General features: G+C 74.1%; 21 protein-coding genes. 9 read left to right on the plus strand and 12 right to left on the minus strand.

The annotated features are described in order from the left end of the window. Positions 1-15: 15 nt before the first annotated feature. Genes PH189_RS17080 through PH189_RS17090 form a run of 3 tightly spaced genes read left to right on the plus strand, consistent with a single transcriptional unit; the run spans position 16 to position 2,783 of the window. A complete protein-coding gene (locus PH189_RS17080; RefSeq protein ID WP_274190007.1) occupies positions 16-1,389 on the plus strand; it encodes a 3-oxoacyl-ACP reductase in 1,374 nt (457 codons plus the stop codon). Between the two features lies 1 nt (position 1,390). Then, a complete protein-coding gene (locus tag PH189_RS17085) occupies positions 1,391-2,245 on the plus strand; it encodes a MaoC family dehydratase (RefSeq protein ID WP_274190008.1) in 855 nt (284 codons plus the stop codon). Between the two features lie 46 nt (positions 2,246-2,291). Next, complete coding sequence (locus tag PH189_RS17090; RefSeq protein WP_274190009.1) at positions 2,292-2,783, plus strand: winged helix-turn-helix transcriptional regulator; 492 nt, start codon at positions 2,292-2,294, stop codon at positions 2,781-2,783. Here the strand turns inward: PH189_RS17090 and PH189_RS17095 are convergent. From PH189_RS17095 to PH189_RS17105, 3 genes are all read right to left on the minus strand, one after another. Continuing rightward, the gene (locus PH189_RS17095) at positions 2,750-3,436 is read right to left on the minus strand and encodes an MBL fold metallo-hydrolase (RefSeq protein ID WP_337994167.1); all 687 of its coding nucleotides are present in this window, start codon (positions 3,434-3,436) and stop codon (positions 2,750-2,752) included. The genes PH189_RS17090 and PH189_RS17095 overlap by 34 nt on opposite strands. Before the next feature lie 124 nt (positions 3,437-3,560). Beyond that, positions 3,561-4,742, minus strand: coding sequence for a zinc-dependent alcohol dehydrogenase (locus tag PH189_RS17100; RefSeq protein ID WP_274190010.1), 1,182 nt, complete (start codon positions 4,740-4,742; stop codon positions 3,561-3,563). Positions 4,743-4,850: 108 nt separating this feature from the next. Continuing rightward, on the minus strand, positions 4,851-5,894 hold the full coding sequence (locus PH189_RS17105) for an NADP-dependent oxidoreductase (RefSeq protein ID WP_274190011.1): 1,044 nt from the start codon (positions 5,892-5,894) through the stop codon (positions 4,851-4,853). Between the two features lie 187 nt (positions 5,895-6,081). Here PH189_RS17105 and PH189_RS17110 point away from each other — a divergent pair, with 187 nt between their 5' ends. Continuing rightward, a complete protein-coding gene (locus PH189_RS17110) occupies positions 6,082-8,643 on the plus strand; it encodes an ATP-dependent Clp protease ATP-binding subunit (RefSeq protein WP_274190012.1) in 2,562 nt (853 codons plus the stop codon). Between the two features lie 187 nt (positions 8,644-8,830). Continuing rightward, positions 8,831-9,166 carry a DUF1918 domain-containing protein gene (locus PH189_RS17115; RefSeq protein ID WP_274190013.1) on the plus strand — a complete coding sequence of 112 codons (336 nt, stop codon included), beginning with the start codon at positions 8,831-8,833 and terminating at the stop codon, positions 9,164-9,166. 106 nt (positions 9,167-9,272) lie between these two features. Here the strand turns inward: PH189_RS17115 and PH189_RS17120 are convergent, their stop codons facing one another. The 3 genes from PH189_RS17120 to PH189_RS17130 are packed head-to-tail and all read right to left on the minus strand — an operon-like array spanning position 9,273 to position 12,342. Continuing rightward, a complete protein-coding gene (locus PH189_RS17120; RefSeq protein ID WP_274190014.1) occupies positions 9,273-10,040 on the minus strand; it encodes a DUF1707 SHOCT-like domain-containing protein in 768 nt (255 codons plus the stop codon). Next, a complete protein-coding gene (locus PH189_RS17125; protein ID WP_274190015.1) occupies positions 10,037-11,590 on the minus strand; it encodes a sensor histidine kinase in 1,554 nt (517 codons plus the stop codon). The genes PH189_RS17120 and PH189_RS17125 overlap by 4 nt, the downstream gene beginning before the upstream one ends. Before the next feature lie 17 nt (positions 11,591-11,607). Beyond that, complete coding sequence (locus tag PH189_RS17130) at positions 11,608-12,342, minus strand: response regulator transcription factor (RefSeq protein WP_274190016.1); 735 nt, start codon at positions 12,340-12,342, stop codon at positions 11,608-11,610. Positions 12,343-12,549: 207 nt separating this feature from the next. Between PH189_RS17130 and PH189_RS17135 the strand changes: the two genes are divergently transcribed. From PH189_RS17135 to PH189_RS17150, 4 genes are all read left to right on the plus strand, one after another. Next, positions 12,550-14,088, plus strand: a complete 1,539-nt coding sequence (locus PH189_RS17135) for an alkaline phosphatase D family protein (RefSeq protein WP_274190017.1) — start codon at positions 12,550-12,552, stop codon at positions 14,086-14,088. Positions 14,089-14,181: 93 nt separating this feature from the next. Then, positions 14,182-15,330, plus strand: coding sequence for an acyl-CoA dehydrogenase family protein (locus PH189_RS17140; RefSeq protein WP_274190018.1), 1,149 nt, complete (start codon positions 14,182-14,184; stop codon positions 15,328-15,330). Beyond that, positions 15,327-16,391, plus strand: coding sequence for an acyl-CoA dehydrogenase family protein (locus PH189_RS17145; protein ID WP_274190019.1), 1,065 nt, complete (start codon positions 15,327-15,329; stop codon positions 16,389-16,391). The genes PH189_RS17140 and PH189_RS17145 overlap by 4 nt, the downstream gene beginning before the upstream one ends. 5 nt (positions 16,392-16,396) lie before the next feature. Further along, complete coding sequence (locus PH189_RS17150) at positions 16,397-17,080, plus strand: NAD(P)-dependent oxidoreductase (RefSeq protein ID WP_274190020.1); 684 nt, start codon at positions 16,397-16,399, stop codon at positions 17,078-17,080. Here PH189_RS17150 and PH189_RS17155 read toward each other — a convergent pair. The 6 genes from PH189_RS17155 to PH189_RS17180 all read right to left on the minus strand — a co-directional run bounded on the left by PH189_RS17155 (position 17,060) and on the right by PH189_RS17180 (position 24,407). Continuing rightward, positions 17,060-18,178 (minus strand): alkaline phosphatase family protein, encoded by a 1,119-nt coding sequence (locus tag PH189_RS17155; RefSeq protein WP_274190090.1) that lies wholly within the window; start codon positions 18,176-18,178, stop codon positions 17,060-17,062. The genes PH189_RS17150 and PH189_RS17155 overlap by 21 nt on opposite strands. Positions 18,179-18,189: 11 nt before the next feature. Then, positions 18,190-18,546, minus strand: a complete 357-nt coding sequence (locus PH189_RS17160; RefSeq protein ID WP_274190021.1) for a hypothetical protein — start codon at positions 18,544-18,546, stop codon at positions 18,190-18,192. Between the two features lie 84 nt (positions 18,547-18,630). Beyond that, complete coding sequence (meaB, locus tag PH189_RS17165; RefSeq protein WP_274190022.1) at positions 18,631-19,611, minus strand: methylmalonyl Co-A mutase-associated GTPase MeaB; 981 nt, start codon at positions 19,609-19,611, stop codon at positions 18,631-18,633. Further along, positions 19,611-21,818 (minus strand): methylmalonyl-CoA mutase, encoded by a 2,208-nt coding sequence (gene scpA, locus PH189_RS17170; protein ID WP_274190023.1) that lies wholly within the window; start codon positions 21,816-21,818, stop codon positions 19,611-19,613. The genes meaB and scpA overlap by 1 nt, the downstream gene beginning before the upstream one ends. Then, the gene (locus tag PH189_RS17175; protein ID WP_274190024.1) at positions 21,815-23,713 is read right to left on the minus strand and encodes a methylmalonyl-CoA mutase family protein; all 1,899 of its coding nucleotides are present in this window, start codon (positions 23,711-23,713) and stop codon (positions 21,815-21,817) included. Before PH189_RS17175 ends, scpA begins: the two co-directional genes overlap by 4 nt. A 124-nt stretch (positions 23,714-23,837) precedes the next feature. Beyond that, the gene (locus tag PH189_RS17180) at positions 23,838-24,407 is read right to left on the minus strand and encodes a helix-turn-helix transcriptional regulator (protein WP_274190025.1); all 570 of its coding nucleotides are present in this window, start codon (positions 24,405-24,407) and stop codon (positions 23,838-23,840) included. Position 24,408: the final 1 nt, after the last annotated feature.

Genomic DNA, 24,408 nt, shown 5'->3' on the forward strand with positions numbered 1-24,408 from the left:
GGAGCTACTGAGCAGATGTCCAACGACTGGTACTCCGACTTCGTCAACTCCGGATTCGGCAAGTCGATCGCCGGTTCCGTCGGGCTCCCGCCGGTGCCGCAGCTACGTCGCTACGAGCCCGGCCAGCCGCTGCTGTCGGGTCCGGCGCTGCTGGGCACCGCGACCGCCGACGGCCGCGTCGCCAAGGTCGTGCGCTCGCTGCTCACCGACCTGGGCGTCGAGGTCCACGACGACCCGAACGCCGCCGTCGGCGGGGGCAGCTCGACCTCGAAGGTCGCCGCGGGGATCGTCGACGCGACCGGCCTCGCGTCGCCGGCCGACCTCGCCGAGGTCCAGGCCTTCCTCACCCCGGTCATGCGCCGGATCGGTCCCTCGGGCCGCATCCTCGTGATCGGCGACGTGCCCGCCGAGGCCGGCTCGCCCGCGGTCCGGGCCGCCCGCCGGGCCCTCGAGGGCCTCGTGCGCTCGGCCGGCAAGGAGGCCCGCTACGGCGCGACGGTGAACCTCGTGCACGTCGCGGACGGTGCGGAGAACGACCTCGAGTCGACGCTGCGCTTCTTCCTGTCGTCGCGCTCGGCGTTCGTGCACGGGCAGCGTCTCGACGTAGGCACCGTCCCGGGCTTCTCGGGCTCGAGTCAGGGTGTCGACTGGGACAAGCCGCTCGCCGGGCGGACCGCGGTGGTCACCGGTGCCGCGCGCGGCATCGGCGCCACCGTCGCCTCGACGCTGCGCCGCGACGGCGCCACCGTCATCTGCGTCGACGTGCCGTCGGCGGGCGACGCCCTGGCGCACACGGCCAACGACATCGGCGGGACCGCGCTGCAGCTGGACATCACCGCGGACCACGCGCCGGCCACGCTGCTCGAGCACGCCCAGCGTCACGGCGGGCTGGACATCGTCGTGCACAACGCCGGCATCACCCGCGACAAGCTACTGGCCAACCAGGACCGCGACCGCTGGAACTCGGTCATCGACGTCAACCTCAACGCGCAGCTCGCGATCAACGACGCGCTGCTCGGCTCCGAGGTGTTCCACCGCGGCGGGCGCATCGTCACGGTCTCGTCGATGGCGGGGATCGCGGGCAACCGCGGCCAGACCAGCTACGGCGCCTCGAAGGCCGGCGTCATCGGGATGGTCGACGCGACCGCCCCGCTGCTCGCCGAGAAGGACGCGACGATCAACGCCGTCGCGCCGGGCTTCATCGAGACCGCGATGACCAAGGCCATGCCCGTCGGCACGCGCGAGGCCGGGCGGCGCCTGTCGTCGATGACCCAGGGCGGGCTGCCGGTGGACGTCGCCGAGACGATCGCCTGGTTCGCCCAGGGCGCCTCGTACGCCGTCAACGGCCAGGTCCTGCGCGTCGACGGCCAGAACTTCCTGGGGGCCTGACGTGACCATCGAGACGCTCGACGGCCCACCGACCCTGGGCGTGCTCTACGGACGGGCGCTGCTGACGGCGCGCTCGGGCGGCTCCACGCTGCCCGACCGCCGCCTCGACCTGCCCGGCGTGCGCATCGACGCCGACACGGTGGCCGACTACAACCACGTCTGCGGGTTCTCCGTCGGCGGCGTCGTACCGCCGACCTACCCGCACATGCTGGCGTTCCCGCTGCAGATGCGGCTGATGACCGACCGCGAGTTCCCCCTGCCCGCGCCGGGCATGGTGCACCTGCGCAACGTGATCACCCAGCAGCGTCCGCCGGAGGTCGGCGAGCCCCTGCGCGTCGCCGTGCACGCCGACCACCTGGCCGCGCACCCCAAGGGCGCGCAGGTCGACCTCGTCACCGCGGTGATCGACGCCGACGAGGTCGAGATCTGGGGCTCGCGGAGCACGTACTTCGTGCGCGGGGCGCCCGCGCCCGACGCCGAGCCCTCGGCGCCGCCGGAGCCCGACCCGCACGTGGGCCGGCTCCCGCATGCGGTGTGGCGGATCCCCTCCGACATCGGCCGGCGCTACGCCGCCGTCTCGGGCGACGTGAACCCGATCCACGTCAACGGCCTCGCGGCCAAGGCGTTCGGGATGCCGGGCACCATCGCCCACGGGATGTGGACCAAGGCCCGCGTCCTCGCCGCGCTCGCCGGCCGCCACGGCCCGGCGTTCACGGTCGACGTCGTGTTCAAGGCGCCGGTGCGCGCGCCCTCGACGGTCCATCTCCACACCGCGGAGGCCGACGGGGGCTGGGACGCCAAGCTCGTGAGCCCGAAGGGCAAGGACCACCTCCTGCTGACGCTGCGCGAGGGCTGAACCCGCTCGGTGGCGTGATGCAAGCAGGGCTCCCTAGAGTGGTGCCGTGCTCGGGAAGACGTACGACCGCGAGGTGTGCTCGGCCGCGCGGGCGCTGGAGCTCGTCGGCGAGCGCTGGAGCCTGCTGATCGTGCGCAAGGCGCTCTACGCCGGCGCCCGGCGCTTCGGCGACTTCCGCTCGCTGGGGATCGCGACCAACGTCCTCGCCGGCCGCCTCGAGGGGTTCGTCGAGGCGGGGATCATGGAGCGCACTGACGTGAACGGCCCCGAGTACCTGCTCACCGAGCAGGGCCGGGAGCTCGCCACCGTCGTCGTCGCCCTCACGGCCTGGGGGGACCGATGGCTCGCCCCCGACGGACCGCCCGTGCACTACACGCACACCGGGTGCGGGGACGACGTCACCCCGCGCCTGGTGTGCGGCACGTGCGGCGTCCTCCACGACGCCGACGAGGTGCACGCGCGTCCCGGGCCGGGCATGCCCGCCGAGATCGCGGCGCGCATGGCTCAGAGCGAGATCGTCCCCCCGCGCTCCACGTAGTCGACGCGCTCGGCCCAGCCGCGCCGCTCGACCTCGGCGGTGAACGCCGAGAGCGGCGAGCGGAAGCGGTCGTAGTCGTCGACGTGGATCGGGGTCGCCCGCCGGGGCGCCACCGTCTCCAGCACGTCGGCACCCATCCGCCCGTCCATCGTCACGACGATGCCGCCGGGCAGCGTCGTCCCGCCGAGGTGCAGGACGGCGCGATCGACCTCACCGATGTGCTCGCGAATCCGGCGGATGCCGTCGAACGGCAGCGTGTCGCCCGAGAGGTAGACGCGGCGCAGGGTCTCGCCCGCCGGCGACCGGAACTCCAGCAGGCTCCCCATCACCGGCGGCAGCACCCGCCGGAGCGGGCCCGGCGCGTGCTGCCCCGGCAACGCCGTCACCTCGAGCGTCGCCCCGTCGGGCCGGACGAGCGTGTGCGACTCCCACGTCCGCAGCCCGAGCGCCCGCCGGAAGCCCTGGCGCGACTGCAGCGTGCGGGACGCGGCGGGCGTCGTCACCACCGGCAGCGACCGGTCGAGGGACCGCCGGGCCACGCGGTCCCAGTGGTCGCCGTGCAGGTGCGACAGGACGATGCCGTCGAGCGCGGGCAGCTCGGCCGGGGTGCACGCGGGCTCGGTGAGGCGCTTCGACGTCAGCCCCTTGCCCAGATACGCGCCCTATCGGCGTGCTGTGTTGGATCCACGGTGCAGGAAGTTCGGATCCGTGAGGACGTGAACCCCCCGCACCGCAGCACCGTCGTCGCTGTCCCGACGAAGTAGAGCGAGGACTCGGTCACGGCGCCAGGACGACCTTGATGCACTCGTCCTGCTTCTTCTGGAAGATCTCGTACCCGTGGGCCGCCGACTCGAGCGGGAGCCGGTGGGTCTCGAGGTCGTGGACGCCGAGCGGGTCCTCGTCGGTGAGCAGCGGCAGGATCTCCGGGACCCAGCGCTTCACGTGGGCCTGGCCCATCTGCAGGCTGATGCCCTTGTCGAAGATCTTCAGCATGTTGATCGGGTCGGCGGTGCCGCCGTAGACCCCGGAGAGCGACACGACGCCGGCGCGGCGCACGGCGTCGACGCACCCGACGAGCGCCGCGGTCCGGTCGACGCCCGCCACCTGCAGCAGCGGCGCGGCGATGGCGTCCGGGAGCTTGCCGACCACCTTCTGCGCGATCTGCGGGATCGCCGAGCCGCCGTGGGCCTCCATGCCCACCGCGTCGATCGCGGAGTCGGTGCCGCGCCCGTCGGTGAGGTCCCGGATCGCCGTGGTGACGTCGTCGACGGTGTTCGAGTCCACGACCTCGACGCCGTGGCGGCGCGCCATCGCGTTGCGCTCGGGGACGCTGTCGACGGCGATGACCCGGGCGCCGCGGTAGCGGGCGATCCGCGCGGCCATCTGCCCGATCGGCCCGAGGCCGAACACCGCGACGCTCCCGCCCTCGGGGATGCGCGCGTACTCCACGGCCTGCCACGCGGTGGGCAGCACGTCGGAGAGGTAGAGGAAGCGCTCGTCGGCCGGGCCCTCCGGCACCGTGATCGGCCCGAACTGCGCCTGCGGCACCCGCAGGTACTCGGCCTGGCCGCCCGGGACCTGGCCGTAGAGCTTCGTGAAGCCGAACAGCGAGGCGCCCATCCCCTGGTCACGGTTCTGGGTGGTCTCGCACTGCGAGAACCACTGGCGCTCGCACATCCAGCAGTGCCCGCAGGAGATGTTGAACGGGACGACGACGCGGTCTCCGACCTTCAGGTCGCCGGTCTCCGAGCCGACCTCCTCGACGATCCCCATCGGCTCGTGGCCGAGGATGTCGCCGGCGTCGAGGAACGGTCCGAGGACCTCGTAGAGGTGCAGGTCCGAGCCGCAGATCGCGGTGCTCGTGACCTTGATGATGGCGTCGGTCGGCGCCTGGATCGTCGGGTCCGGGACGGTCTCCACCCGGACGTCGTGCTGGCCCTGCCAAGTCAATGCGCGCATGGGTCGGGCTGCCCGACCATGTTCCGGCTCGAAACGAGGCGCTGCCGCGCACGTGAGTGATGTGGGTCGTCGGGACGACCCACATCGCTCGCGTGGGCCTCCGGCTCCTCACACCTTGACGATCATCTTTCCGGTGTTCTCGCCGCGGAGCATGCCGCGGAAGGCCTCGACGGCCCGGTCGATGCCCTCGACGGTGGTCTCCGCGAACTTCACGCGGCCCTCGGCCACCCACGGGGTGACCTCCTCGAGGAACGGCCGCATGCGGTCGATCGAGTCGGTGACGATGAATCCCTGGATCGACAGGCGCTTCTTGACGATCTGGAAGAGGTTGGCCGGCCCGGGGGTCGGGTTCTCGTCCGTGTCGTTGTAGTGCGCGATCGCTCCGCAGGCGGCGACGCGGGCGAAGTCGTTGGCGCACGCGATGGCGGCCTCGAGGTGGTCGGCGCCGACGTTGTCGAAGTACACGTCGACGCCGTCGGGCATGGCCTCGCGGAGCTGGTCGGTGACCGATCCGTCCTTGTAGTTGAACGCCGCGTCGTAGCCCAGCTCGCCGGTCAGCCAGGCCACCTTCTCGGCGCTGCCGGCGCTTCCCACGACGCGCGAGGCACCCTTGAGCTTCGCGAGCTGCCCGACGAGGCTGCCGACGGCGCCGGCGGCGCCCGAGACGAACACCGAGTCGCCCTCACGGAACGCCGCCTTGTCCAGCAGGCCGACCCAGGCGGTGAGGCCGGGCGCGCCGAGCACGCCGAGGAACGCCGACGGGCTGACGCCGTCGGGCGCCGAGACCTTCTGCACCTGCTTCGCGGGCACGACGCCGTGGGTGCGCCACGCGAGGTTGGCCGTCACGAGGTCGCCGACGGCTGGGCCATCGGGGTCGTTGCTGCGGCTCGCGACGACCTCGCCGACCGAGCGCCCGTCCATGGCCTCGTTCAGCCGGAACGGCGCCACGTACGAGGGGACGTCGTTCATGCGACCGCGCATGTAGGGGTCGACGGAGAAGTGGTGATTGGCGACGAGGACCTCGCCCTCGCCCGGCTCGGGGAGCTCGCGGTCGACGAATGCGAAGTCGTCGGGCTCGGGGAAGCCCGAGGGTCGGCGGACGAGGTGGACCTCGCGGGCGGTCACGGTCCCTGCAGTGGTCGAGCGGCTCATGGAAGCCAGGATGCCCGTCCCACGCGTGTCGATGCCGTGACGCGGGTAGCCCCGGGCTTGAGCCGGGTCCGCTCACCCTCTCGGGTGTGACATGAGTCGACCTGACTCAGGAATGAATCGTTCCCCCCGATCGCTGAGAGGGACAGTGCCGGCGCCCAGCCGGCGTGGACCCCCACTGAGGAGCTTCATGACCAGCGCCTTCGGGCCCGGTGGCGCCGGGTCCGGCCCGTTCGACGACTTCCTCGCCTCCTTCCTGGGCGGGTCGTCCCCCCGAGGTGTCCAGCGCATCGACATCACCCAGCTCATGACCGAGCCGGCCCGCCAGCTCGTCGGCGCGGCCGCGCAGCAGGCCGCCGAGCGGGGCAACACCGACCTCGACGCGTGGCACCTGCTGCTCGTCGTCACCCAGGTGCCGCCACTGCGCCAGCTGCTCTCCGGCGCGGGCGCCGACCCCGAGGCCCTGGCCCGCACCGCCGACGAGCAGCTGCCGCGCGGCGAGGCCCGCACCGAGCCGCCGTCGTTGACGCCGACGGCCAAGCGCACCCTGCTCGACGCGCACCAGATCTCCCGCGCGTTGGGCTCCAGCTACATCGGCCCCGAGCACATCGTGCTCGCGCTGGCCGCGAACAACGACAGCCCCGTGGGCCGCGCGCTCGGCGCCCAGGGCGTCACCCCGCAGTCGCTGCAGCGCTCCGCCGCGTCCGGTGGTCAGCGCCCGAGCAGCGGCCAGGGTGGCCCCGGTGGCGGCGACAACGCCGACTCCAGCACCCCGACCCTCGACCAGTTCGGCGTCGACCTGACCGCGAAGGCGCGGGCCGGTGAGCTGGACCCGGTGGTGGGCCGCGAGGACGAGGTCGACCAGACCCTCGAGGTCCTGTCGCGCCGCACCAAGAACAACCCGGTACTGATCGGTGAGGCCGGCGTCGGCAAGACCGCCGTGGTCGAGGGCATCGCCCAGCGCATCGTCGCGGGGGACGTCCCCGAGCAGCTCGAGGGCAAGCGGATCGTCCAGCTCGACCTGTCGGGCATGGTCGCCGGCACGCGCTACCGCGGCGACTTCGAGGAGCGGATGACCAAGGTGGTCACCGAGATCCGCGAGCACTCCGACGAGCTGATCGTCTTCATCGACGAGATCCACGGCGTCGTCGGCGCGGGTGGCTCGTCCGAGGGCGGCATGGACGCCGGCAACATCCTGAAGCCGGCCCTGGCCCGCGGCGAGCTGCACATCGTCGGCGCCACCACGCTCGACGAGTACCGCCAGTCCATCGAGAAGGACGCGGCGCTCGAGCGGCGGTTCCAGCCGGTGATGATCCCCGAGCCGTCGGTCGCGGACACGATCGCGATCCTGCACGGGCTCCGTGACCGGTACGAGGCGCACCACCAGGTGCGGTTCACCGACGAGGCGCTGACCGCGGCGGCGGAGCTGTCCGAGCGCTACGTCACCGACCGGTTCCTGCCCGACAAGGCGATCGACCTGGTCGACCAGTCGGGTGCGCGCAAACGACTGCGGGCCAAGGGTCCGCACACCGACTCGCGGGAGCTCGAGCGCAAGCTCGAGTCGCTGCAGCGCGACAAGGACCAGGCCGTGGCGGACGAGGACTACGAGCGGGCCGGCGCCCTGCGCGACGAGATCGCGGAGGCCCAGTCGCAGCTCGAGCTCGCCCGCACCGACCGGGCGTCCGGTCAGGTCGGGGTGCTCGAGGTGACCGTCTCCGACATCGCCGAGGTCGTCTCGCGCTCGACCGGCATCCCGGTCAGCCAGCTGACCGAGACCGAGCGGGACCGTCTGCTCGCGCTCGAGGAGCAGCTGCACGAGCGTGTGGTCGGCCAGGACGACGCCGTCGCGGCGATCGCCGAGGCCGTGCGTCGCTCGCGGGCGGGTCTGGGTGACCCCGACCGTCCGATCGGCAGCTTCCTGTTCCTCGGCCCGACCGGCGTCGGCAAGACCGAGCTGGCCAAGGCCCTGGCCGCGCAGATGTTCGGCGACGAGGACCGCATGGTCCGCGTCGACATGAGCGAGTTCTCCGAGCGGCACACCGTCTCGCGGCTCGTCGGGTCGCCCCCCGGCTACGTCGGGTACGGCGAGGCCGGCCAGCTCACCGAGGAGGTCCGCCGTCGGCCGTACTCGGTGGTCCTGCTCGACGAGATGGAGAAGGCCCACCCCGACGTCTTCAACACGCTGCTGCAGGTGCTGGACGACGGGCGGCTGACCGACTCGCAGGGCCGCACGGTCGACTTCCGCAACACGGTGCTGATCATGACCAGCAACGTGGGCTCGGAACTGATCACCACGAACACGCAGGCGCTCGGGTTCGCCCCGTCGAACCAGAGTGCGGACCAGTCGTTGCAGGAGCGGCTCATGCCGCGGCTGCGCGAGTCGTTCCGGCCGGAGTTCCTCAACCGGATCGACGAGGTCATCGTCTTCAAGCGCCTCGACGCCGCGCAGCTGCGCCGGATCACCGACCTGCTGCTCGACGAGACCCGCGAGCGCCTGTCCGCCATGGACGTCGGCATCGCGGTCACCGAGGCCGCCGTCGACCGGCTGGCCGAGCTGGGCTTCCAGCCCGAGTTCGGGGCCCGGCCGCTGCGCCGGACCATCCAGCGCCAGGTCGGCAACCGGCTCTCGGCGATGCTGCTCTCCGAGGAGCTGCACGGCGGGCAGACGGTCACGGTCGACGTGGCCGACGGCGAGCTGACGTTCGCGGTGTCCGACGACCCGGTCGCCGCCACGCCGGTGACCGCCGGCTGAGGCTCGTCCTGCGCGAAGGGCACCTTCGGCCGCTCTCTGCGGCTGGAGGTGCCCTTCGCGTCTCTCGGGGTGACCTGGCGAAGGGCACCTTCGGCCGCTCAAGGCGGCTGGAGGTGCCCTTCGCGCATCTCGGGGTACCTGGCCGGGAGGCACCGTCCGAGCAGGTTCCGAGCAGGAGGAGAACCCCGTGAGCGCGTCCGTGGGCGACCGCATCCGCATGCACTCCAACCACACCGACGTCCCCGACAGGGTCGGCACCGTGGTCGCGGTGCTCGGGGAGGACGGTCCGCCCTACCGCGTCCGGTTCGACTCCGGCGAGGAGACGATCGTGAGCCCGGGCCCCGACGCGACGATCGAGGCCGGGTCCTTCTCGGACAAGGCGGGCCTGGCCGCCGAGAAGGCGGAGGAGAAGGCCGGCGAGCTCGCCGAAAAGGCGGGCCAGGCGGCGAGCGACGCCACCGGGACCGCGGCGCGGGCCGTGGCCGACGTCGCCGACCAGGTCGCCCAGCGCTTCCGGCGCTGAGGCTCGCGGCCGGCCCACGGCGTGTCGCGCCGGCGAGGATGTGGCGATCCTGACGTTCAACGCCAGCGTGGACGCAGGGCTGGCACGGCAGTGCCGGAGGAGCGGCTCAGCTCTCGAGCGCGGACCGGTCGTCGCCGCCCTCGAGGGCCGGCGGCTTGCGGGACACCGACACCCCGCCCATCAGCGCGAGGCCCGTCACGCGTACGCGGGGGCCGTCGGCGCGTCGCGGCACGCCCGAGCCGTCCTCGAACCCGCCCATGAAGCCGAAGCCGTCCTCGATCACCGTGGTGTCGGGGTCGACGGTGACGTCGATGCCGCCCATGATCGCGACGGCCTGGATCGTCACCTCGACGCCGGCCGGGACGCCGCGCAGGTCGAGGCTGATGCCGCCCATGATCGCGATGGCGCCGATCGCGAGCCCGGCGTCGTCGAGGCGCGCGTCGCGGAAGGACAGCTCGGCACCGCCCCAGAACGCGAACACCCGGTGGGTGAGCCCCGGGGTCCACTCGCCACGCTTCTGCGTGCCCGAGAGCACGGCCACCGAGGCCGTCGACGAGGGCCGGTCGAGCCGCCCCAGCGGCCGCCGCACCGAGGCGTCGGTGCCCGGCGCGGCGTCGACGGGCCCGAGGTCGGCGGTGATCGGCGCGAGGTCCCGCCGGAAGATCGCGGCGTAGGCGTCGCGCAGGCGCTCGTCGCCCTCGACCATCGTCAACCGCCCGTCGGCGACCGCGGTCCGCACGACCTCCGCGACCTGCTCCCGCTCGGCGTCGGACGCGCGGATCGGCGGCGGCTCCGCGGGGACGGCCGGAGGACGGGACGGTGCGTTCGCGCCCTGCTCGTCGGGCGTCTGGTCGTCGGACGCCGGCTCGCTCATGGCCGGGAGGATAGGCGGACGCCGGGGTCGACGGGAGCACCGTCGGGCGTCCCGCCCGCCGCGGGCAGGTCGACGACGAACCGCGTCTCGCCCGGGCGACTGGTGATCCGCAGGGTGCCGCCGTGCTCGCCCACCACCGCGGACACGATCGAGAGCCCGAGGCCCGTGCTGCCGGTGGTGCGCGCCCGCCCCGAGTCGCCGCGGGCGAAGCGCTCGGCGACTCGGGGCAGCAGGTCGGCGGGGATGCCGGGGCCGTCGTCGGCGACCGAGAGCCGCACCACGGCGCGTCCGTCGTCGCCGGTCGCGGGGTGCAGGCCGACGGTGACGTGCGTGCCCGGCGGCGTGTGCGTGCGGGCGTTGGCGAGCAGGTTGGCGACGACCTGGTGCAGCCGCTCGGGGTCGCCGACGACCTCGGGCAGGACGGCGTCCTCGTCCTCGTCCCCTCCGCCGTCCTCCCCGCCCACCAGGTCCAACGCCCAGCGGTGCTCGCCGGCCGCGGCGTGGGCGTCGGTGACGGCGTCGACGACGACCCGGGCGAGGTCGACGCGCTCGCGCGCCAGGGGCCGACCGGCGTCGAGGCGGGCGAGCAGCAGCAGGTCCTCGACCAGCGCGGTCATCCGCACGGTCTGCGACCCCATCCGCTCGAGCAGGCCCGCGACCTCGCCCGGCAGCTCGTCGGCGTGGCGCGCGGCGAGCTCGTTGTACCCGCGGATAGCGGCGAGCGGGGTGCGCAGCTCGTGGCTGGCGTCGGCGACGAAGCGCCGCAGCCGGGTCTCGCTCTCCTGCCGGGCGGCGAGGGCGGCGCCCACGTGGCCGAGCATCCGGTTGAGCGCCGCACCGACCTGGCCGACCTCGGAGCGCGGGTCGGCGTCGACGTCGGGCACCCGGTCGGCGAGCTCGACCTCCCCCGAGGACAGCGGCAGCTCCGAGACCCGGCGCGCGGTGGCCGAGACGCGGTGCAGCGGGCGCAGGGTCCACCGGGTGGCGACGGCCGCCGCCACGCCGGCGACCACGACGCCGATCCCGAAGATGACCGCCTCGCGGAGCACCAGCTCGCCGACGGTGTTCTCCAGCGCCTCGGTGGACAGGCCGACGACGGTGACGGTGCCGTCCTCGCCCGCGGCGGCGCCCAGCCGGAAGGTGCCGAGCCCCTCGAGATCGACGGTGCGCGGCGGCTGGCCCGGGGTCATCGCGATCGCGGGCGCCGCCTGGGCGGGGTCGACCGGACGGCTCGCGCCGCGGCGCCCGAGCACCGCCGCGCGGACGATCCGGCCGTCGTCGACGGTGACCTCGAGGGTGTTGGCGGGCCGGTCCGGACCGCCGATGAACCCGCCGCCCGCGTCCGGCGGTGGCGGTCGGGGGTCCGGGTCACCCGGCGGCGGGTCGCTGCGGAAGCGGGCGATCTCCGTGACCTGCGCGTCGAGCTGCCGGTAGAGGTAACCGCGCAGCGAGAGCGCCGCCCCGATCCCGACGACGAGGAAGACCACGGTCAGCAGCAGGACCGTCGTCACCACCAGCCGGCTCTGCAGCGACGGGACACGCCGGAGCACCCGCCGGACGGGCGCCCTCACTCCGCGGCCGGCTTCAGCACGTACCCCGCGCCGCGCACGGTGTGGATCATCGGCGCGCGTCCGGCGTCGATCTTCTTGCGCAGGTAGGAGATGTAGAGCTCGACGATGTTCGACTGCCCGCCGAAGTCGTAGTTCCAGACGCGGTCGAGGATCTGGGCCTTCGAGAGCACGCGGCGCGGGTTGCGCATGAGGAAGCGCAGGAGCTCGAACTCGGTGGCGGTGAGCTCGACCGGCTCGCCGTGGCGAGCGACCTCGTGGCTGTCCTCGTCGAGGGTCAGGTCGCCGACGGCCAGGGTCGCGTCGCCGCGGACGGCGGTCGCGGCCGCCGCGCGCCGCAGCAGGCCGCGCAGGCGGGCGACGACCTCCTCGAGGCTGAACGGCTTGGTCACGTAGTCGTCGCCGCCGGCCGTGATGCCGGCGACCCGGTCCTCGACCGCGTCGCGGGCGGTCAGGAAGAGCACCGGCACGTCGGGGCTGTCGGCACGCAGGCGGCGGAGCACCTCGAACCCGTCGATGTCCGGGAGCATCACGTCGAGGACCACCACGTCGGGACGGAACTCCCGTCCCTGCCGCACGGCGCCCAGCCCGTCGCCGGCGCTGCGGACGTCCCAGCCCTCGTAGCGCAGGGCCATCGACAGCAGCTCGGCCAGCGTCGGTTCGTCGTCGACGACGAGCGCCCGGACCGGCGTGCCGTCGGCTCGGCGCAGGTCGGCACGGGCGGCGGCGTTCATGACACGCAGCCTGTCAGCCGGCCGTCGGCCTCCGCTGGGTGCTTCCTGTGCGCGAGCTGTGAGAGGTGGTCACACAGCGCGAAAGTCCGGTGACGGAACGTCCGAACCGCCCGGTGGTGGTCATCCGTTGGTGTGGGCAGGGGACAGGCCTGGTCCATCGGCGCTCCCCCGTTCCGTCCGGACGGCCGATCTGCAGGGGGACGCTGCATGGGGGTGTCGCGCCGGACGCTGCTCGGCGGCGCGGTCGCGCTCACGGGTGCGGCGGTCGCGCTCCGCGCCCCCTGGGTCGCCGACGCCACCGCGCCGACGACCACCGCCTCCCCCTTCACGCTCGGGGTGGCGTCCGGCGACCCGACACCCGACGGGGTCGTGCTCTGGACGCGCCTCGCCCCCGACCCGCTCGCCCCCGACGGCCTCGGCGGCATGCCGTCCCGGCCGGTGCTCGTGGAGTGGGAGGTCGCGGCGGACGCGGGCTTCCGGGCGCCGCTCGCACGGGGCAGCGCGGTGGCGCGGGCCGAGGACGCCCACGCCGTGCACGTCGAGGTCGCCGGCCTGCGCCCCGCGGCCGAGCACTTCTACCGGTTCCGGGTCGGCACCGAGATCAGCCCGGTCGGGCGGGCGCGGACCGCTCCGGCACCCGGAGCGCGGGTCGACCGCTTCGCGTTCGCGATCGCGAGCTGCCAGAGCCGCCCCGACGGCTACTACAACGCCCACGCGGCGATCGCCCGCGACGACCTCGACCTCGTCGCCTGGCTGGGCGACTACATCTACGAGAGCGCCGCGGTGGGTGTTCCCGGACGCGCCCACCTCCCGGCCCGCGAGGCCGTCTCCCTCGCCGACTACCGCCTGCGCCACGGGCAGTACCGCAGCGACCCCGACCTCCAGGCCGCACACGCCGCCGCCCCCTGGGCCGTGACGATCGACGACCACGACGTGGAGAACAACTGGGCCGGCGACGTGTCGCAGGTCGACGACGAACCCGACAACGACCCCGCGGTGTTCCGGGCCCGGCGCGCCGACGCCTACCGGGCGTTCTGGGAGCACATGCCGCTGCGCCGAGCCCAGCGCCCGCAGGGCCCGGAGATGCGGATGCACCGGCGGCTGACCTTCGGCGACCTCCTCGACCTGCACCTGCTCGACACCCGCCGGTACCGCACCGACCAGGACCCGAAGCGCCCCCGCGACCGCGCCCGCACGATGCTCGGCGCCGAGCAGCGCGCGTGGCTGACGACGGCCCTCGCCGGCCCGACCGCGCGGTGGAACGCCCTCGGCCAGCAGGTCTTCTTCTCCCCGCGCGACCTCACCGCCGGCCCGGCGACCGGGCTGGACGAGGACTCCTGGGACGACTGCGCCGCCGAGCGCGACGCCCTGCGCGACCACCTCGTCGCGGCCCGCACGCCCAACCCCGTGATCCTCACCGGCGACGTCCACGCCGCCCACGCCTGCGACGTGCGGGCGGACTTCACCGACCCGTCGTCGCGCGTGGTGGCCACCGAGCTCGTCACCACCTCGATCAGCTCCGGGGGGAACGGCAGCGCGCGCGGGGCGGGCGACGCCGCGCTGCTCGCCGAGAACCCCCACATCCGCTTCGTCGACCGCCGGCGGGGCTACGTGCGCAACGTCGTCACGCCCCGCGAGTGGCGGGCGGACTTCCAGGTGCTCGACACCGTGTCCACCCGCGGCGCTCCGGCCCGCACGGCGACGAGCGTCGTCATCCCCGACGGCGACCCCGGCGCCCGGGCCTGATCGCCTGCCCGGCGGCTGGTGCACCTGTGGCCGCCGGTCCTCCGGTGCGGCACGGTGGCAGCGCGACCGCGCGCCACTCCGGGAGGCCGACCGATGATCTTCGCTCCGTCCGCGCTGTCGCCCGGGGAGGAGGCGCTGCGCGAGGAGGTGCGCAGCTTCCTCGCCGCGATCCTGCCCGCCGACTTCCGCCCGGGCCTGGGGCTCGGCGGCCGCCACGACCCCGAGTTCACGCGGGTGCTGGCCGAGCAGGGCTGGGTCGGCATGTCGATCCCGGTCGAGTACGGCGGCGCCGGCGCGAGCACCGTGCGGCGCTTCGTGGTGGTCGAGGAGCTGCTGGCGGCGGGCGCGCCGATCGCGGCGCACTGGATCGCCGAGCGCCAGACCGCGCCCGCCCTGCTGCGCTTCGGCACCGAGGAGCAGCGCCGCTGGTTCCTGCCCCGGATCGCGGCCGGCGAGTGCTGGTTCTCCCTCGGCATGAGCGAGCCCGACGCCGGCTCGGACCTCGCGTCGGTGCGCACGACGGCGACACGGGTCGACGGAGGCTGGCGGGTCACGGGCACCAAGGTCTGGACCACCAACGCGCACCTCAACCACTTCGCGGTGGTGCTCTGCCGCACCACCCCGGAGGCGGAGGCCGGCGACCGCCACGCGGGCCTCTCGCAGCTGATCGTCGACCTCGGCGCCGACGGCGTCCGCGTCTCGCCGATCCCGCTCATCGATGGCGAGGAACACGTCAACGAGGTGGTGCTCGACGGGGTGTTCGTCCCCGACGAGCGCGTCCTCGGCGAGGTCGGGAAGGGCTGGGCGCAGGTGACCGCCGAGCTCGCCCACGAGCGCTCCGGACCCGACCGCTACCTGTCGGTGCTCGGCGTGTACCGGGCGTTCCTCGAGGTCTGCCACGACTCCGCCGACGACGTCGACGACACGACGGCCGCCGCGATCGGGCGGATCGGCGCGCAGATGTGGACGATCCGCCAGCTCTCGCTCGCCGTCGCCCGGTCGCTGGAGCAGGGCGAGGCGCCTGCGGTGGAGGCCGCGCTGGTCAAGGACGTCGGCACCACCTTCGAGCAGCAGGTGGTCGAGACCCTGCGCGACGCCGCGGGCGGGGAGATCGATCCGGAGGGCCCGACGATGTTCGAGCGACTGCTGGCCGAATGCGTGCTCAACGCGCCGACGTGGACGCTGCGCGGCGGCACCACCGAGGTGCTGCGCGGCATCGCGGCCAAGGCGCTGACGCGATGACGGTGCTCAGCGACGTCACCGCCGTGCGCGAGGCCGTCGCGGACGTGCTCGCCGACCGGTGCACCCCCGCCGCGCTCGAGGACGCCGAGCGCGACGGCTGGGCCCCCGGGGTGTGGGACCCGCTGCACGCCGGCGGCTTCACCACCGTCGGGGTGCCCGAGGACGCGGGCGGCGCCGGCGGGTCGGTGGCGCAGGCGTGCGCGGTTCTCGAGGAGATCGGCGCGGCCGCCGCCCCCGTGCCGCTCGCCGAGACCGGCCTGCTCGCCGGCCGCCTGCTCGCGCACGCGGCCCTCGTGCTGCCCGACGGGCCGCTGACCACGGGCGTCGGCCCCGTCGCCCTGCGGCACGGGGCGCTCGTGGGGCGCCTGGAGCGGGTGGCGTGGGCGCGGCGGGCCCACCGGATCGTCCTGCTCGCCGACGACCCCGCCGGCGGCCTCGTCGTCGCCGTCGTCGACCCGGCCGCGGCGTCGATCACCCCCGGCCGCAACCTCGCCGGCGAGCCCCGCGACGCCGTGGACCTCGACGGCGTCGTCCCCGAGACCCTCGCGCCGGCCCCGCCCGACGCCCGCGAGGCGCTCGCCCGACGCGGGGCGCTCGCCCGCGCGGCCCTGATCGCCGGCGCGGCACACCGCGTCCGCGACCTGACCGTCGCCTACACCGGCGAGCGCGTGCAGTTCGGGCGCCCGGTGTCGCGGTTCCCGGCCGTCGCCGACCACCTCGTCCGCCTCGCCGAGCAGGCCGAGATGGCGGCGATGGCCGCGCGCGCGGCCGCGATGGGCGCCGGCGAGCACGGGGAGCCCGCCGCGCTGGACGCAGCGGCCGCGGCTGCCGTGGCGTCGGAGGCCGCCGGGCTCGTCGCCGCCGCGGCCCACCAGGCGACCGGCGCCATGGGCGTGACCCGCGAGTTCGCCCTCGGCGTCCTCACCCGGCGGCTGTGGTCGTGGCGCGACGAGTGGGGTGGCGAGCGGGCGTGGGCCATCAGGCTGGGGCGCACTCTCGCGGCCGGGGGCTCGGACGCGCTGTGGCCGACGCTGTCGCGCGGGGTCGGGACGTCGCCCTGATCCGTGTGAGCGCGCCCACGCCCCGGGCCGCCGGGGCGCGGGTACCCGCCTCCATGGACGTCACGGTGTTCGGCGCGACCGGCAAGATCGGCCATCTCGTCGTGGAGCAGCTGCTCGAGGCCGGTCACCACGTCCGCGCGCTGGTGCGCTCCCCCGCGAAGCTCACGATCGAGGACGACCACCTCGAGGTGATCGTCGCCGAGCTGGACGACGCCCCCGCGATCCGCAAGGCCGTCGACGGCGCGGACGCCGTGATCAGCGCACTCGGTCCGGCCATCGACCCGTTCCTGCGCAGCGGCCCGCTCACCGAGGCGACGCGGACGATCGTCGCCGCGATGCACGAGAGCGGCGTCCGGCGCCTCATCGCCCTCGCGACCGTCAGCGTCCCCGACCCCCGCGACCGCCCGGGACTGATCGACCGGCTCGTGCCCGTCGGGATCGGCCTGCTCATCCCCGGCGCGCTGCGCGAGATCCAGGGGATCAGCGAGGTCGTCACCACCTCCGAGCTGGACTGGACGCTCGCACGGATCACCGCGCCGATCGACATCCCGCCCAACGGCACCCTGCGCGCCGGGTTCCTCGGCGGCGACGTCGGGGCGCCGATGGCACGCACCGACGTCGCGGCGTTCCTCGTCGGTCAGCTCACCGACGACCGCTTCGTCGGGGCGTCACCGGCCATCAGCAACTAGGAGCGGCACGTACCGCTCCTCGGGGGTCAGCGACCCGTGCTGGCCCGGCAGGCGCGAGAGCAGGGGTTCCTCCTCCGTGCGCACGACCGCGGCCGTGCCCCGCAGGGCGACCACGGCGTCCGGCACCCGCGCCCGCAGCGCGTGGTCGAGCGGCCCGAACCAGTCCTGCTCGACGGCCTCGGCGCCGGAGCGGATCCACGCGTCGTCACCGAGCACCCCGCGCCATGCGTCCAGGACGTCGTCGGCCGCGCCCGGGCGGGCGTAGACGAGGCGGGCGCGGGGGTCGCCGCCGACGAGGGCGACGCCTCCGAGCAGGTCCGGGTCGGTGTCGGCGTCGTGCGTGCGGTCCACGGTCACCATCCCGTGGTCGGCGGTCACGGCGAGCAGCGCGTCGGCCGGGAGCTCGGTGACGAGCTGCTCGACGAGGTGGTCGAGCTGGCGCAGCTGGAACCGCCAGGCGAGCGACCCCGGGCCGTGGAGGTGCCCGAGCTGGTCGAGGTCCGCGTGGTAGCCGTAGACGAGTTGGCGCCCGGGACGGCGCAGGGCCTCGATCATCTCGGCGGCGAGGTCGCCGAGCGCCCCGACGCCGCGGTAGTCCGCACCGCGCAGGGCCGAGCGGGTCAGCCCCGACTGACGGAAGGCCCGGTGCGAGACGACGGTGGCCCCGATCTCCTGCGCGACGGCCCGCTCGAACGCCGTGGGGTGCGGCTGCACGACCTCGGGCACGAGCTGGTCGCGCGCGTCCTTGCCGTCGGCGGTCCAGGTCAGCGCGTCGAGCAGGAGGTCGTCGACCCGGAACCGGACGCCGAGGGTGCCGTGGGCGCCCGGCGGCAGCCCGGTGCCGAGGGTCGTCAGGCTGATCGGGGTGCTGGACGGGAAGCCGACCGGCAGCGGGCCGTGCTCCGGCAGCCCCGCGAGGAACGGGGCGTCGCGCGCGTGCTCGCGCAGCTGGGCGTGACCGAGCCCGTCGATGAGCAGGAGCCCTGTCGCGCGCGCCTCGGGCAGCGCCAGCCCGGGCACGGTGGGGCCGGCGCCGAGTCCGGCGAGCACCGCCGGCATGACGTCGTGCAGGCCGGGCGCCGCCGGGTCCGGGAGCATCGGCTCGGCGCTCACCGGTCGTCCGGCATCGTCCCGGGGACCACCCGGGCCTCGAGGCGCGCCCAGGTCTCGCTCCACTCCGCCAGCGGCACGAGCAGGCGCTGGAGCACCTGGAGCTGCTGGTCGAACGCGACGAGCTGGCTCTGCATCGCGGCGACGGCGTCGCGCTGGGCCTGCAGCGCCGTGCGGATCGCCCCGAGCTGCGCGGCGGACATCGCGCCCGGGTGGGTGGCGATGTCGGGCAGGGCGGGCAGCTCGCCCAGCGGGTTCGCCGCGCCGGCGGCCCGCACGACGTTGTCCGCCATCCCGCGCAGTCCGGAGACGAGGCTCCAGAGGGGATTCTGACCGCCGGCGGGCTCCTCGCTCATGAGCACGTTCTACCCGCTCGGGGTCGGCCACCTCGCCGGGGAACGCTTCGGTTTCCGAAGCATCTCGCCCGCAGGGTGCCGGGGTCAGCCGCGCGAGCCGAGGAACGCCTCGAGGATGCGGTCGGCGGCGAGGGCCGGGGTCAGCTCGCCGGCCTGGACCTCGCGCTCGAGCTCGCTGCGCATCTCCTTGACCTCGGGATGGTCCTTTAGGCGCCCGAGCACGCGGTCACGCACCATCTGCCAGGTCCAGTCCACCTGCTGACGGGCGCGCTTCTCGGCGAGGCCGCCCTCGGCTTCCAGGTGCTCCTGGTGGCGCACGAGCGCCGCCCAGACGTCGTCGAGCCCCGTGCGCTCGGCGGCGCTGCAGGTCAGGACCGGGACCTTCCACGTCTCGCGCTCCCCACGGAGCATCGCGAGCGCCTGCTCGAGCTCCCGGGCCGCGCGCTTCGCCTCCCGGGCGTGGGGACCGTCGGCCTTGTTCACCGCGATCACGTCGGCGATCTCGAGGATGCCGCGCTTGATGCCCTGTAGGGAGTCGCCGGTGCGGGCGAGGGTGAGGAAGAGGAACGAGTCGACCATCTGCGCGACGGTCGTCTCGGACTGCCCGACGCCGACCGTCTCGACGATGACGACGTCGTAGCCCGCCGCCTCCATCACGACCATCGTCTCGCGCGTCGCCTTCGCCACCCCGCCGAGCGTCCCGGCGGTGGGCGACGGGCGGATGAAGGCGTTGTCGTCTCCTGCGAGCTCGTTCATCCGCGTCTTGTCGCCGAGGATCGAGCCGCCGGACCGCGTCGAGGACGGATCGACGGCCAGCACCGCCACCTTCGACCCCGCAGCGGTGAGCGACGACCCGAGCGCGCCGATGAACGTCGACTTCCCGACGCCGGGCACCCCGGAGATGCCGATCCGGCGCGCCCCGCCGGCGTGCGGCAGCAGCTCGACGAGCAGCTCCTGAGCCGCCTCCCGGTGGTCGGGGCGCGTCGACTCGACGAGCGTGATCGCCCGCCCGATCCAGAGCCGCGAGCCGGACCGGACGCCGTCGACGTACTTGTCCAGATCCATCAGGACGTGCTGTGCCCCAGCCGCTGCGACAGGGTCTCCAGGAGCTGCGTGGCCGCCTCGGCGATCACCGTGCCCGGGCCGAAGATCGCCGCGGCGCCCTTGTCGAGCAGCTCCTGGTGATCACCGGGCGGGATGACGCCGCCGGCGACGATCAGGATCTCCCCGGCCCCGGCCTCGGCGAGCTCGTCGCGGAGCGCGGGCACGAGCGAGAGGTGGCCGGCGGCGAGCGACGAGACGCCGACGACGTGCACGTCGGACTCGACGGCCTGGCGTGCGACCTCGCCCGGGGTCTGGAACAGCGGGCCCACGTCGACGTCGAAACCGAGGTCGGCGAACGCGGTGGCGATGACCTTCTGCCCGCGGTCGTGCCCGTCCTGGCCCATCTTCGCGACGAGGATGCGGGGCCGGCGGCCCTCGGCCTCCTCGAACGCCTGCGCAGCCTGCCTGGCCTGCTCGACGGCGGAGTTCTCGCCCACCTCGTCACGGTAGACCCCGGAGATCGTCCGGACGTCCGAGCGGTGCCGGCCGTAGACCTCCTCGAGTGCGTCGGAGATCTCCCCGACACTGGCTTTCGCCCGCGCGGCGTCGATGGCGAGCTTGAGCAGGTTGCCGTCGAGGCCGCTCTCGCGCGTGCCCTCGTCGGCGGCCCGGGCCGCGTCGGTCAGGGCCTGCAACGAGGAACGCACGGCGTCGTCGTCGCGGTCCTCGCGCAGCTGCTTGAGCCGCTCGACCTGCTGGCGCAGCACGTCGGCGTTGTCGACCTTGAGGACGTCGACGTCCTCGCCCGAGGTCAGCGGGTACTTGTTGACGCCGATCAGCGGCTGGCGCCCGGAGTCGATGCGCGCCTGGGTGCGGGCCGCGGCCTCCTCGATGCGCATCTTGGGCAGGCCCTCGTCGATCGCCTGGGCCATGCCGCCGGTGGACTCGACCTCCTGGATGTGGGCCCACGCACGGCCGGCGAGCTCGCGGGTCAGGCGCTCGACGTAGGCCGAGCCACCCCAGGGGTCGACGGTGCGCGTGGTCCCGGACTCCTGCTGCAGGAGCAGCTGGGTGTTGCGGGCGATGCGCGCGGAGAAGTCGGTGGGTAGCGCCAGCGCCTCGTCGAGGGCGTTCGTGTGCAGCGACTGGGTGTGCCCCTGCGTCGCGGCCATCGCCTCGACGCAGGTGCGGACGACGTTGTTGTAGACGTCCTGGGCGGTGAGCGACCAGCCGCTGGTCTGGCTGTGCGTGCGCAGCGAGAGCGACTTCGGGTTGGTCGCGCCGAACGACGCCACGAGCTTCGCCCACAGCAGCCGCGCCGCGCGGAGCTTGGCGATCTCCATGAAGTAGTTCATGCCGATGCCCCAGAAGAAGGACAGCCTCGGCGCGAACGTGTCGACGTCCAGACCGGCCTGCTGACCCGCCCGCAGGTACTCCACCCCGTCGGCCAGCGTGTAGGCCAGCTCCAGGTCGGCCGAGGCCCCGGCCTCCTGGATGTGATAGCCGGAGATGGAGATCGAGTTGAACTTCGGCATCTTCTCGCTGGTGTAGCTGAAGATGTCGGAGATGATCTGCATCGACGGCTTGGGCGGGTAGATGTAGGTGTTGCGGACCATGAACTCCTTGAGGATGTCGTTCTGGATGGTCCCGGCGAGCTGGTCCGTCGACACCCCCTGCTCCTCGGCCGCGGCGACGTAGAGCGCCATCACCGGGAGCACGGCCCCGTTCATGGTCATCGACACCGACATGCGGTCCAGCGGGATGCCGTCGAAGAGCTGGCGCATATCGAGGATCGAGTCGATCGACACCCCGGCCATGCCGACGTCGCCGGAGACGCGGGGGTTGTCGGAGTCGTAGCCGCGGTGGGTCGGCAGGTCGAACGCGACCGACAGGCCCTTCTGCCCGGCGGCGAGGTTGCGCCGGTAGAAGGCGTTGGACTCCGCGGCCGTCGAGAACCCGGCGTACTGGCGCACCGTCCAGGGCTGCGTCACGTACATCGTCGGGTACGGCCCGCGCAGGTAGGGCGTGATGCCCGGGTAGGTGCGCAGGAAGTCGAGGCCCTCGAGGTCGGCGTCGGTGTAGAGCGGCTTGACCCCGATGCCCTCGGGGGTCTCCCAGACGAGGTCCTCGGCGCCCTTGCCGGTCGAGGCCTCGAGCGCGGCCTCCCAGTCCTCCGAGGGTGCCTGCGGCGCGCCGAGCTCGACGTCGCCGAAGTTCGGGATGCTCATCGCTGACCCTCCAGCTCGTCGAGCGTGTCGCGCAGGACGGCGGCCGCGTCGCAGCCGGCGTAGAGCGTGCCGTCCACGCCGTCCACGTCCTTCTTCCCCGCCAGCAGGATGCGCGTGGCACCCGCCTCGCGCAGGGCGGCCGCGACGTCGGCGGCGTACCGGTCGTAGTTCTTGTCCGACGACGCGATCACCGCGACCGGGGTGCCGGCCTCACGGAACGCGTTCGCGATCTCCGTCGGGTCCGTGCCGCCGGGGCCCTCGGCGGTCTCGATGCCGCCGGCGCCCAGCAGGTTGGCGGTGAACGACACCCGCACGGTGTACTCGGCGAGCTTCCCGATGGTGGCGAGGAAGACGGTGGGCCTCGTGTCGCTCGCGTCCGCCCGGTCCCGGAGCGTCTCGAACACCTCGGCGTAGCGGCGCCGCGGCAGGCCGCCCTCGCCGTGGGTGTCGGGGCGCGGGGCGCGGCGCGGGAGCTCCTCGTGGAGGTTCGGGAACTCGCTGACGCCGGTGATCGGGTCCTGGCGGCGGGCGATGCGCGCCGCGCGCTGCTGCCAGGTCCCGTCGAGGCGGGCGGCGAGGCTCCCGTCGTCCAGCGCGGCCTCGATCCCGCCGTCGCGCTCGATGCGCGTGAACTCCTCCCAGGCCGCGTGGGCGAGCGCGTCGGTGAGCGACTCCACGTACCAGGAGCCGCCGGCTGGGTCGATCACGTGCGCGAGGTGCGACTCCTCGAGCAGCAGCGCCTGAGTGTTGCGCGCGAGGCGGCGGGCGGCCTCGTCGGGACGACCCAGCTCGCTGTCGAAGGGGAGCACCGTGACGGCCGCGGCGCCGCCCAGTCCCGCGCCGACGGCGGCGACGGTGGTTCGCAGCATGTTCACCCAGGGGTCGCGGCGCGTGATCATCGCGGGGCTCGTGACGGCGTGCTGCGCCATCGCGCGGCTGCTCTCCGACGCGCCGCTGACGTCGCCGATGCGGTCCCAGCAGCGGCGCACGGCCCGGAGCTTGGCCAGGGTCGCGAACTGGTCGGCGGTGGCGGCGAGGCGGAACTCCAGGCGGGCGAAGGCCTCGTCGGTGCTCAGGCCCGCCCCACCGTTCTCCTGGCTCTCGGTGAGCGTGCGCAGAGCGGCCACCCCCGCCGCCAGCGCGGCCCCGAGTTCCTGGGCGTCGCTACCGCCGGCGCGGTGGTAGGGCAGGCCGTCGGCGACGACGGTGCGCAGCTGCGGGTGGTTCGCGGCGGCCGTCCTCGCGTGCTCGACGAGGGCGTCGTGGAACGGCTGCTCGAGCGCGGGCCCGCCCTGCGTGCGGTCCAGCAGCGGGTCGTAGCCGAGCGAGCCGGGGATCGCGCCGGCCCCGGCGTGCTCGGCGAAGCGCAGCAGCGCCGCGGCGGCGTCCGGTGTGTCGCGGCCGGCCTCGAGGGCGATCGGCGCGAGGTCGACGAACACGCCCTCGAGCAGGCCGTCGAGCGCCGCAACCGGCGGCCCGCCGGCGTCCCCGAGCACGAGCCAGAGCGACGAGACGCCGTTCTCCAGCTCGGCCATGAGGACGTCGTGGGCCTCGGCGACCTCGACGTCGGCGGGGAACGCGTGCCGTTGGCGCACGAGCCACCCGTCGGCGACCTGCCCCTCGGGGCGGGCGCCGCGCACGAACGGCGACAGGCCGGGGACCCCGATGTCGACGCCCGGGGCGTCCTCGGCGGCGTAGAGCCCGGCGATCGTGATGCCGTCGTCGGTCACCGTGGCCAGCGCGGCCTCGGCCTCCTCGGGCGTCACCTCACGGCCCGACTTCGCCAGCACGCCGGCGACGAGCTCGCGCCACTGCGCGCGGGTGGGGTCGTCGAACTCCCCGGCCAGCGTCAGCTCCTCGGGGCTCTCGTCGAGCTCTGTCGCACCTGAGGTCATGCCCGGGATCGTAGAACCGTCACGCCCGACCGCTTCTCCACCGTGCGACACCCCACCTTTGGCCTGCGGCGTCGGGAGCGCTTGACCGTGTCAGAACACCCGAAAGGGCGCACACGAGCGGAGCTCACACGCGCATGTGGACGCGCTCGCCCTGGCGCCCGAAGAGCGCGAGGACCTCGACCGGCCCCTCACCGGTGGTGCCGAGCCAGTGCGGACGCCGGGTGTCGACCTCGGTCGCCTCGCCCGGGCGCAGCACGAGGTCGTCGTCGCCGTTGATCACGCGGAGCCGGCCGGCGAGCACGTAGACCCACTCCCAGCCCTGGTGGACGGGGAGCTCGTCGGGCGGGGTGTGGCGCGCGGGCGAGAAGACGAACTTGTAGGCCGCGGGCTGACCGGGGCTGCGGGAGAGGCGGTAGATGACGGTGTCCTCGCTGCGCGAGACCGGCGCATCCCGGGCCGGCGTGGCCTCGCGCAGCCCGACGAGCTCGTCGAGCCCGGTGCCGTAGACCGTCGCCAGCGGCAGCAGCAGCTCGAGCGTGGCCCGCCGGCCGCCGGTCTCGAGCCGGGAGAGGGTGCTGACCGAGATCCCGGTGCGCTCGCCCAGCTCGGCGAGCCCCAGACCCTCCCGCCGTCGGCGGGTCGCCAGCCGTGCGCCCAGCCCGTCGAGCACGTCGTCAGTTGTCACGTTTGCCATT

The sequence above is a fragment of the Actinomycetospora chibensis genome, from assembly GCF_028737215.1.
Lineage (GTDB): Bacteria > Actinomycetota > Actinomycetes > Mycobacteriales > Pseudonocardiaceae > Actinomycetospora > Actinomycetospora chibensis.

Excerpts from the sequence above, each read along its gene's own strand:
- PH189_RS17105 (WP_274190011.1), bottom strand. The coding sequence starts at position 5,894 with ATGAGCCGCTCGACCACTGCAGGGACCGTGACCGCCCGCGAGGTCCAC.
- scpA (WP_274190023.1), bottom strand. The coding sequence starts at position 21,818 with ATGAGCATCCCGAACTTCGGCGACGTCGAGCTCGGCGCGCCGCAGGCA.
- PH189_RS17155 (WP_274190090.1), bottom strand. The coding sequence starts at position 18,178 with ATGCTCCCGGACCCGGCGGCGCCCGGCCTGCACGACGTCATGCCGGCG.
- meaB (WP_274190022.1), bottom strand. The coding sequence starts at position 19,611 with ATGGATCTGGACAAGTACGTCGACGGCGTCCGGTCCGGCTCGCGGCTC.
- PH189_RS17180 (WP_274190025.1), bottom strand. The coding sequence starts at position 24,407 with ATGGCAAACGTGACAACTGACGACGTGCTCGACGGGCTGGGCGCACGG.
- PH189_RS17135 (WP_274190017.1), top strand. The coding sequence starts at position 12,550 with ATGGGGGTGTCGCGCCGGACGCTGCTCGGCGGCGCGGTCGCGCTCACG.
- PH189_RS17100 (WP_274190010.1), bottom strand. The coding sequence starts at position 4,742 with ATGCGCGCATTGACTTGGCAGGGCCAGCACGACGTCCGGGTGGAGACC.
- PH189_RS17175 (WP_274190024.1), bottom strand. The coding sequence starts at position 23,713 with ATGACCTCAGGTGCGACAGAGCTCGACGAGAGCCCCGAGGAGCTGACG.
- PH189_RS17145 (WP_274190019.1), top strand. The coding sequence starts at position 15,327 with ATGACGGTGCTCAGCGACGTCACCGCCGTGCGCGAGGCCGTCGCGGAC.
- PH189_RS17120 (WP_274190014.1), bottom strand. The coding sequence starts at position 10,040 with ATGAGCGAGCCGGCGTCCGACGACCAGACGCCCGACGAGCAGGGCGCG.
- PH189_RS17080 (WP_274190007.1), top strand. The coding sequence starts at position 16 with ATGTCCAACGACTGGTACTCCGACTTCGTCAACTCCGGATTCGGCAAG.
- PH189_RS17110 (WP_274190012.1), top strand. The coding sequence starts at position 6,082 with ATGACCAGCGCCTTCGGGCCCGGTGGCGCCGGGTCCGGCCCGTTCGAC.
- PH189_RS17160 (WP_274190021.1), bottom strand. The coding sequence starts at position 18,546 with ATGAGCGAGGAGCCCGCCGGCGGTCAGAATCCCCTCTGGAGCCTCGTC.
- PH189_RS17130 (WP_274190016.1), bottom strand. The coding sequence starts at position 12,342 with ATGAACGCCGCCGCCCGTGCCGACCTGCGCCGAGCCGACGGCACGCCG.
- PH189_RS17140 (WP_274190018.1), top strand. The coding sequence starts at position 14,182 with ATGATCTTCGCTCCGTCCGCGCTGTCGCCCGGGGAGGAGGCGCTGCGC.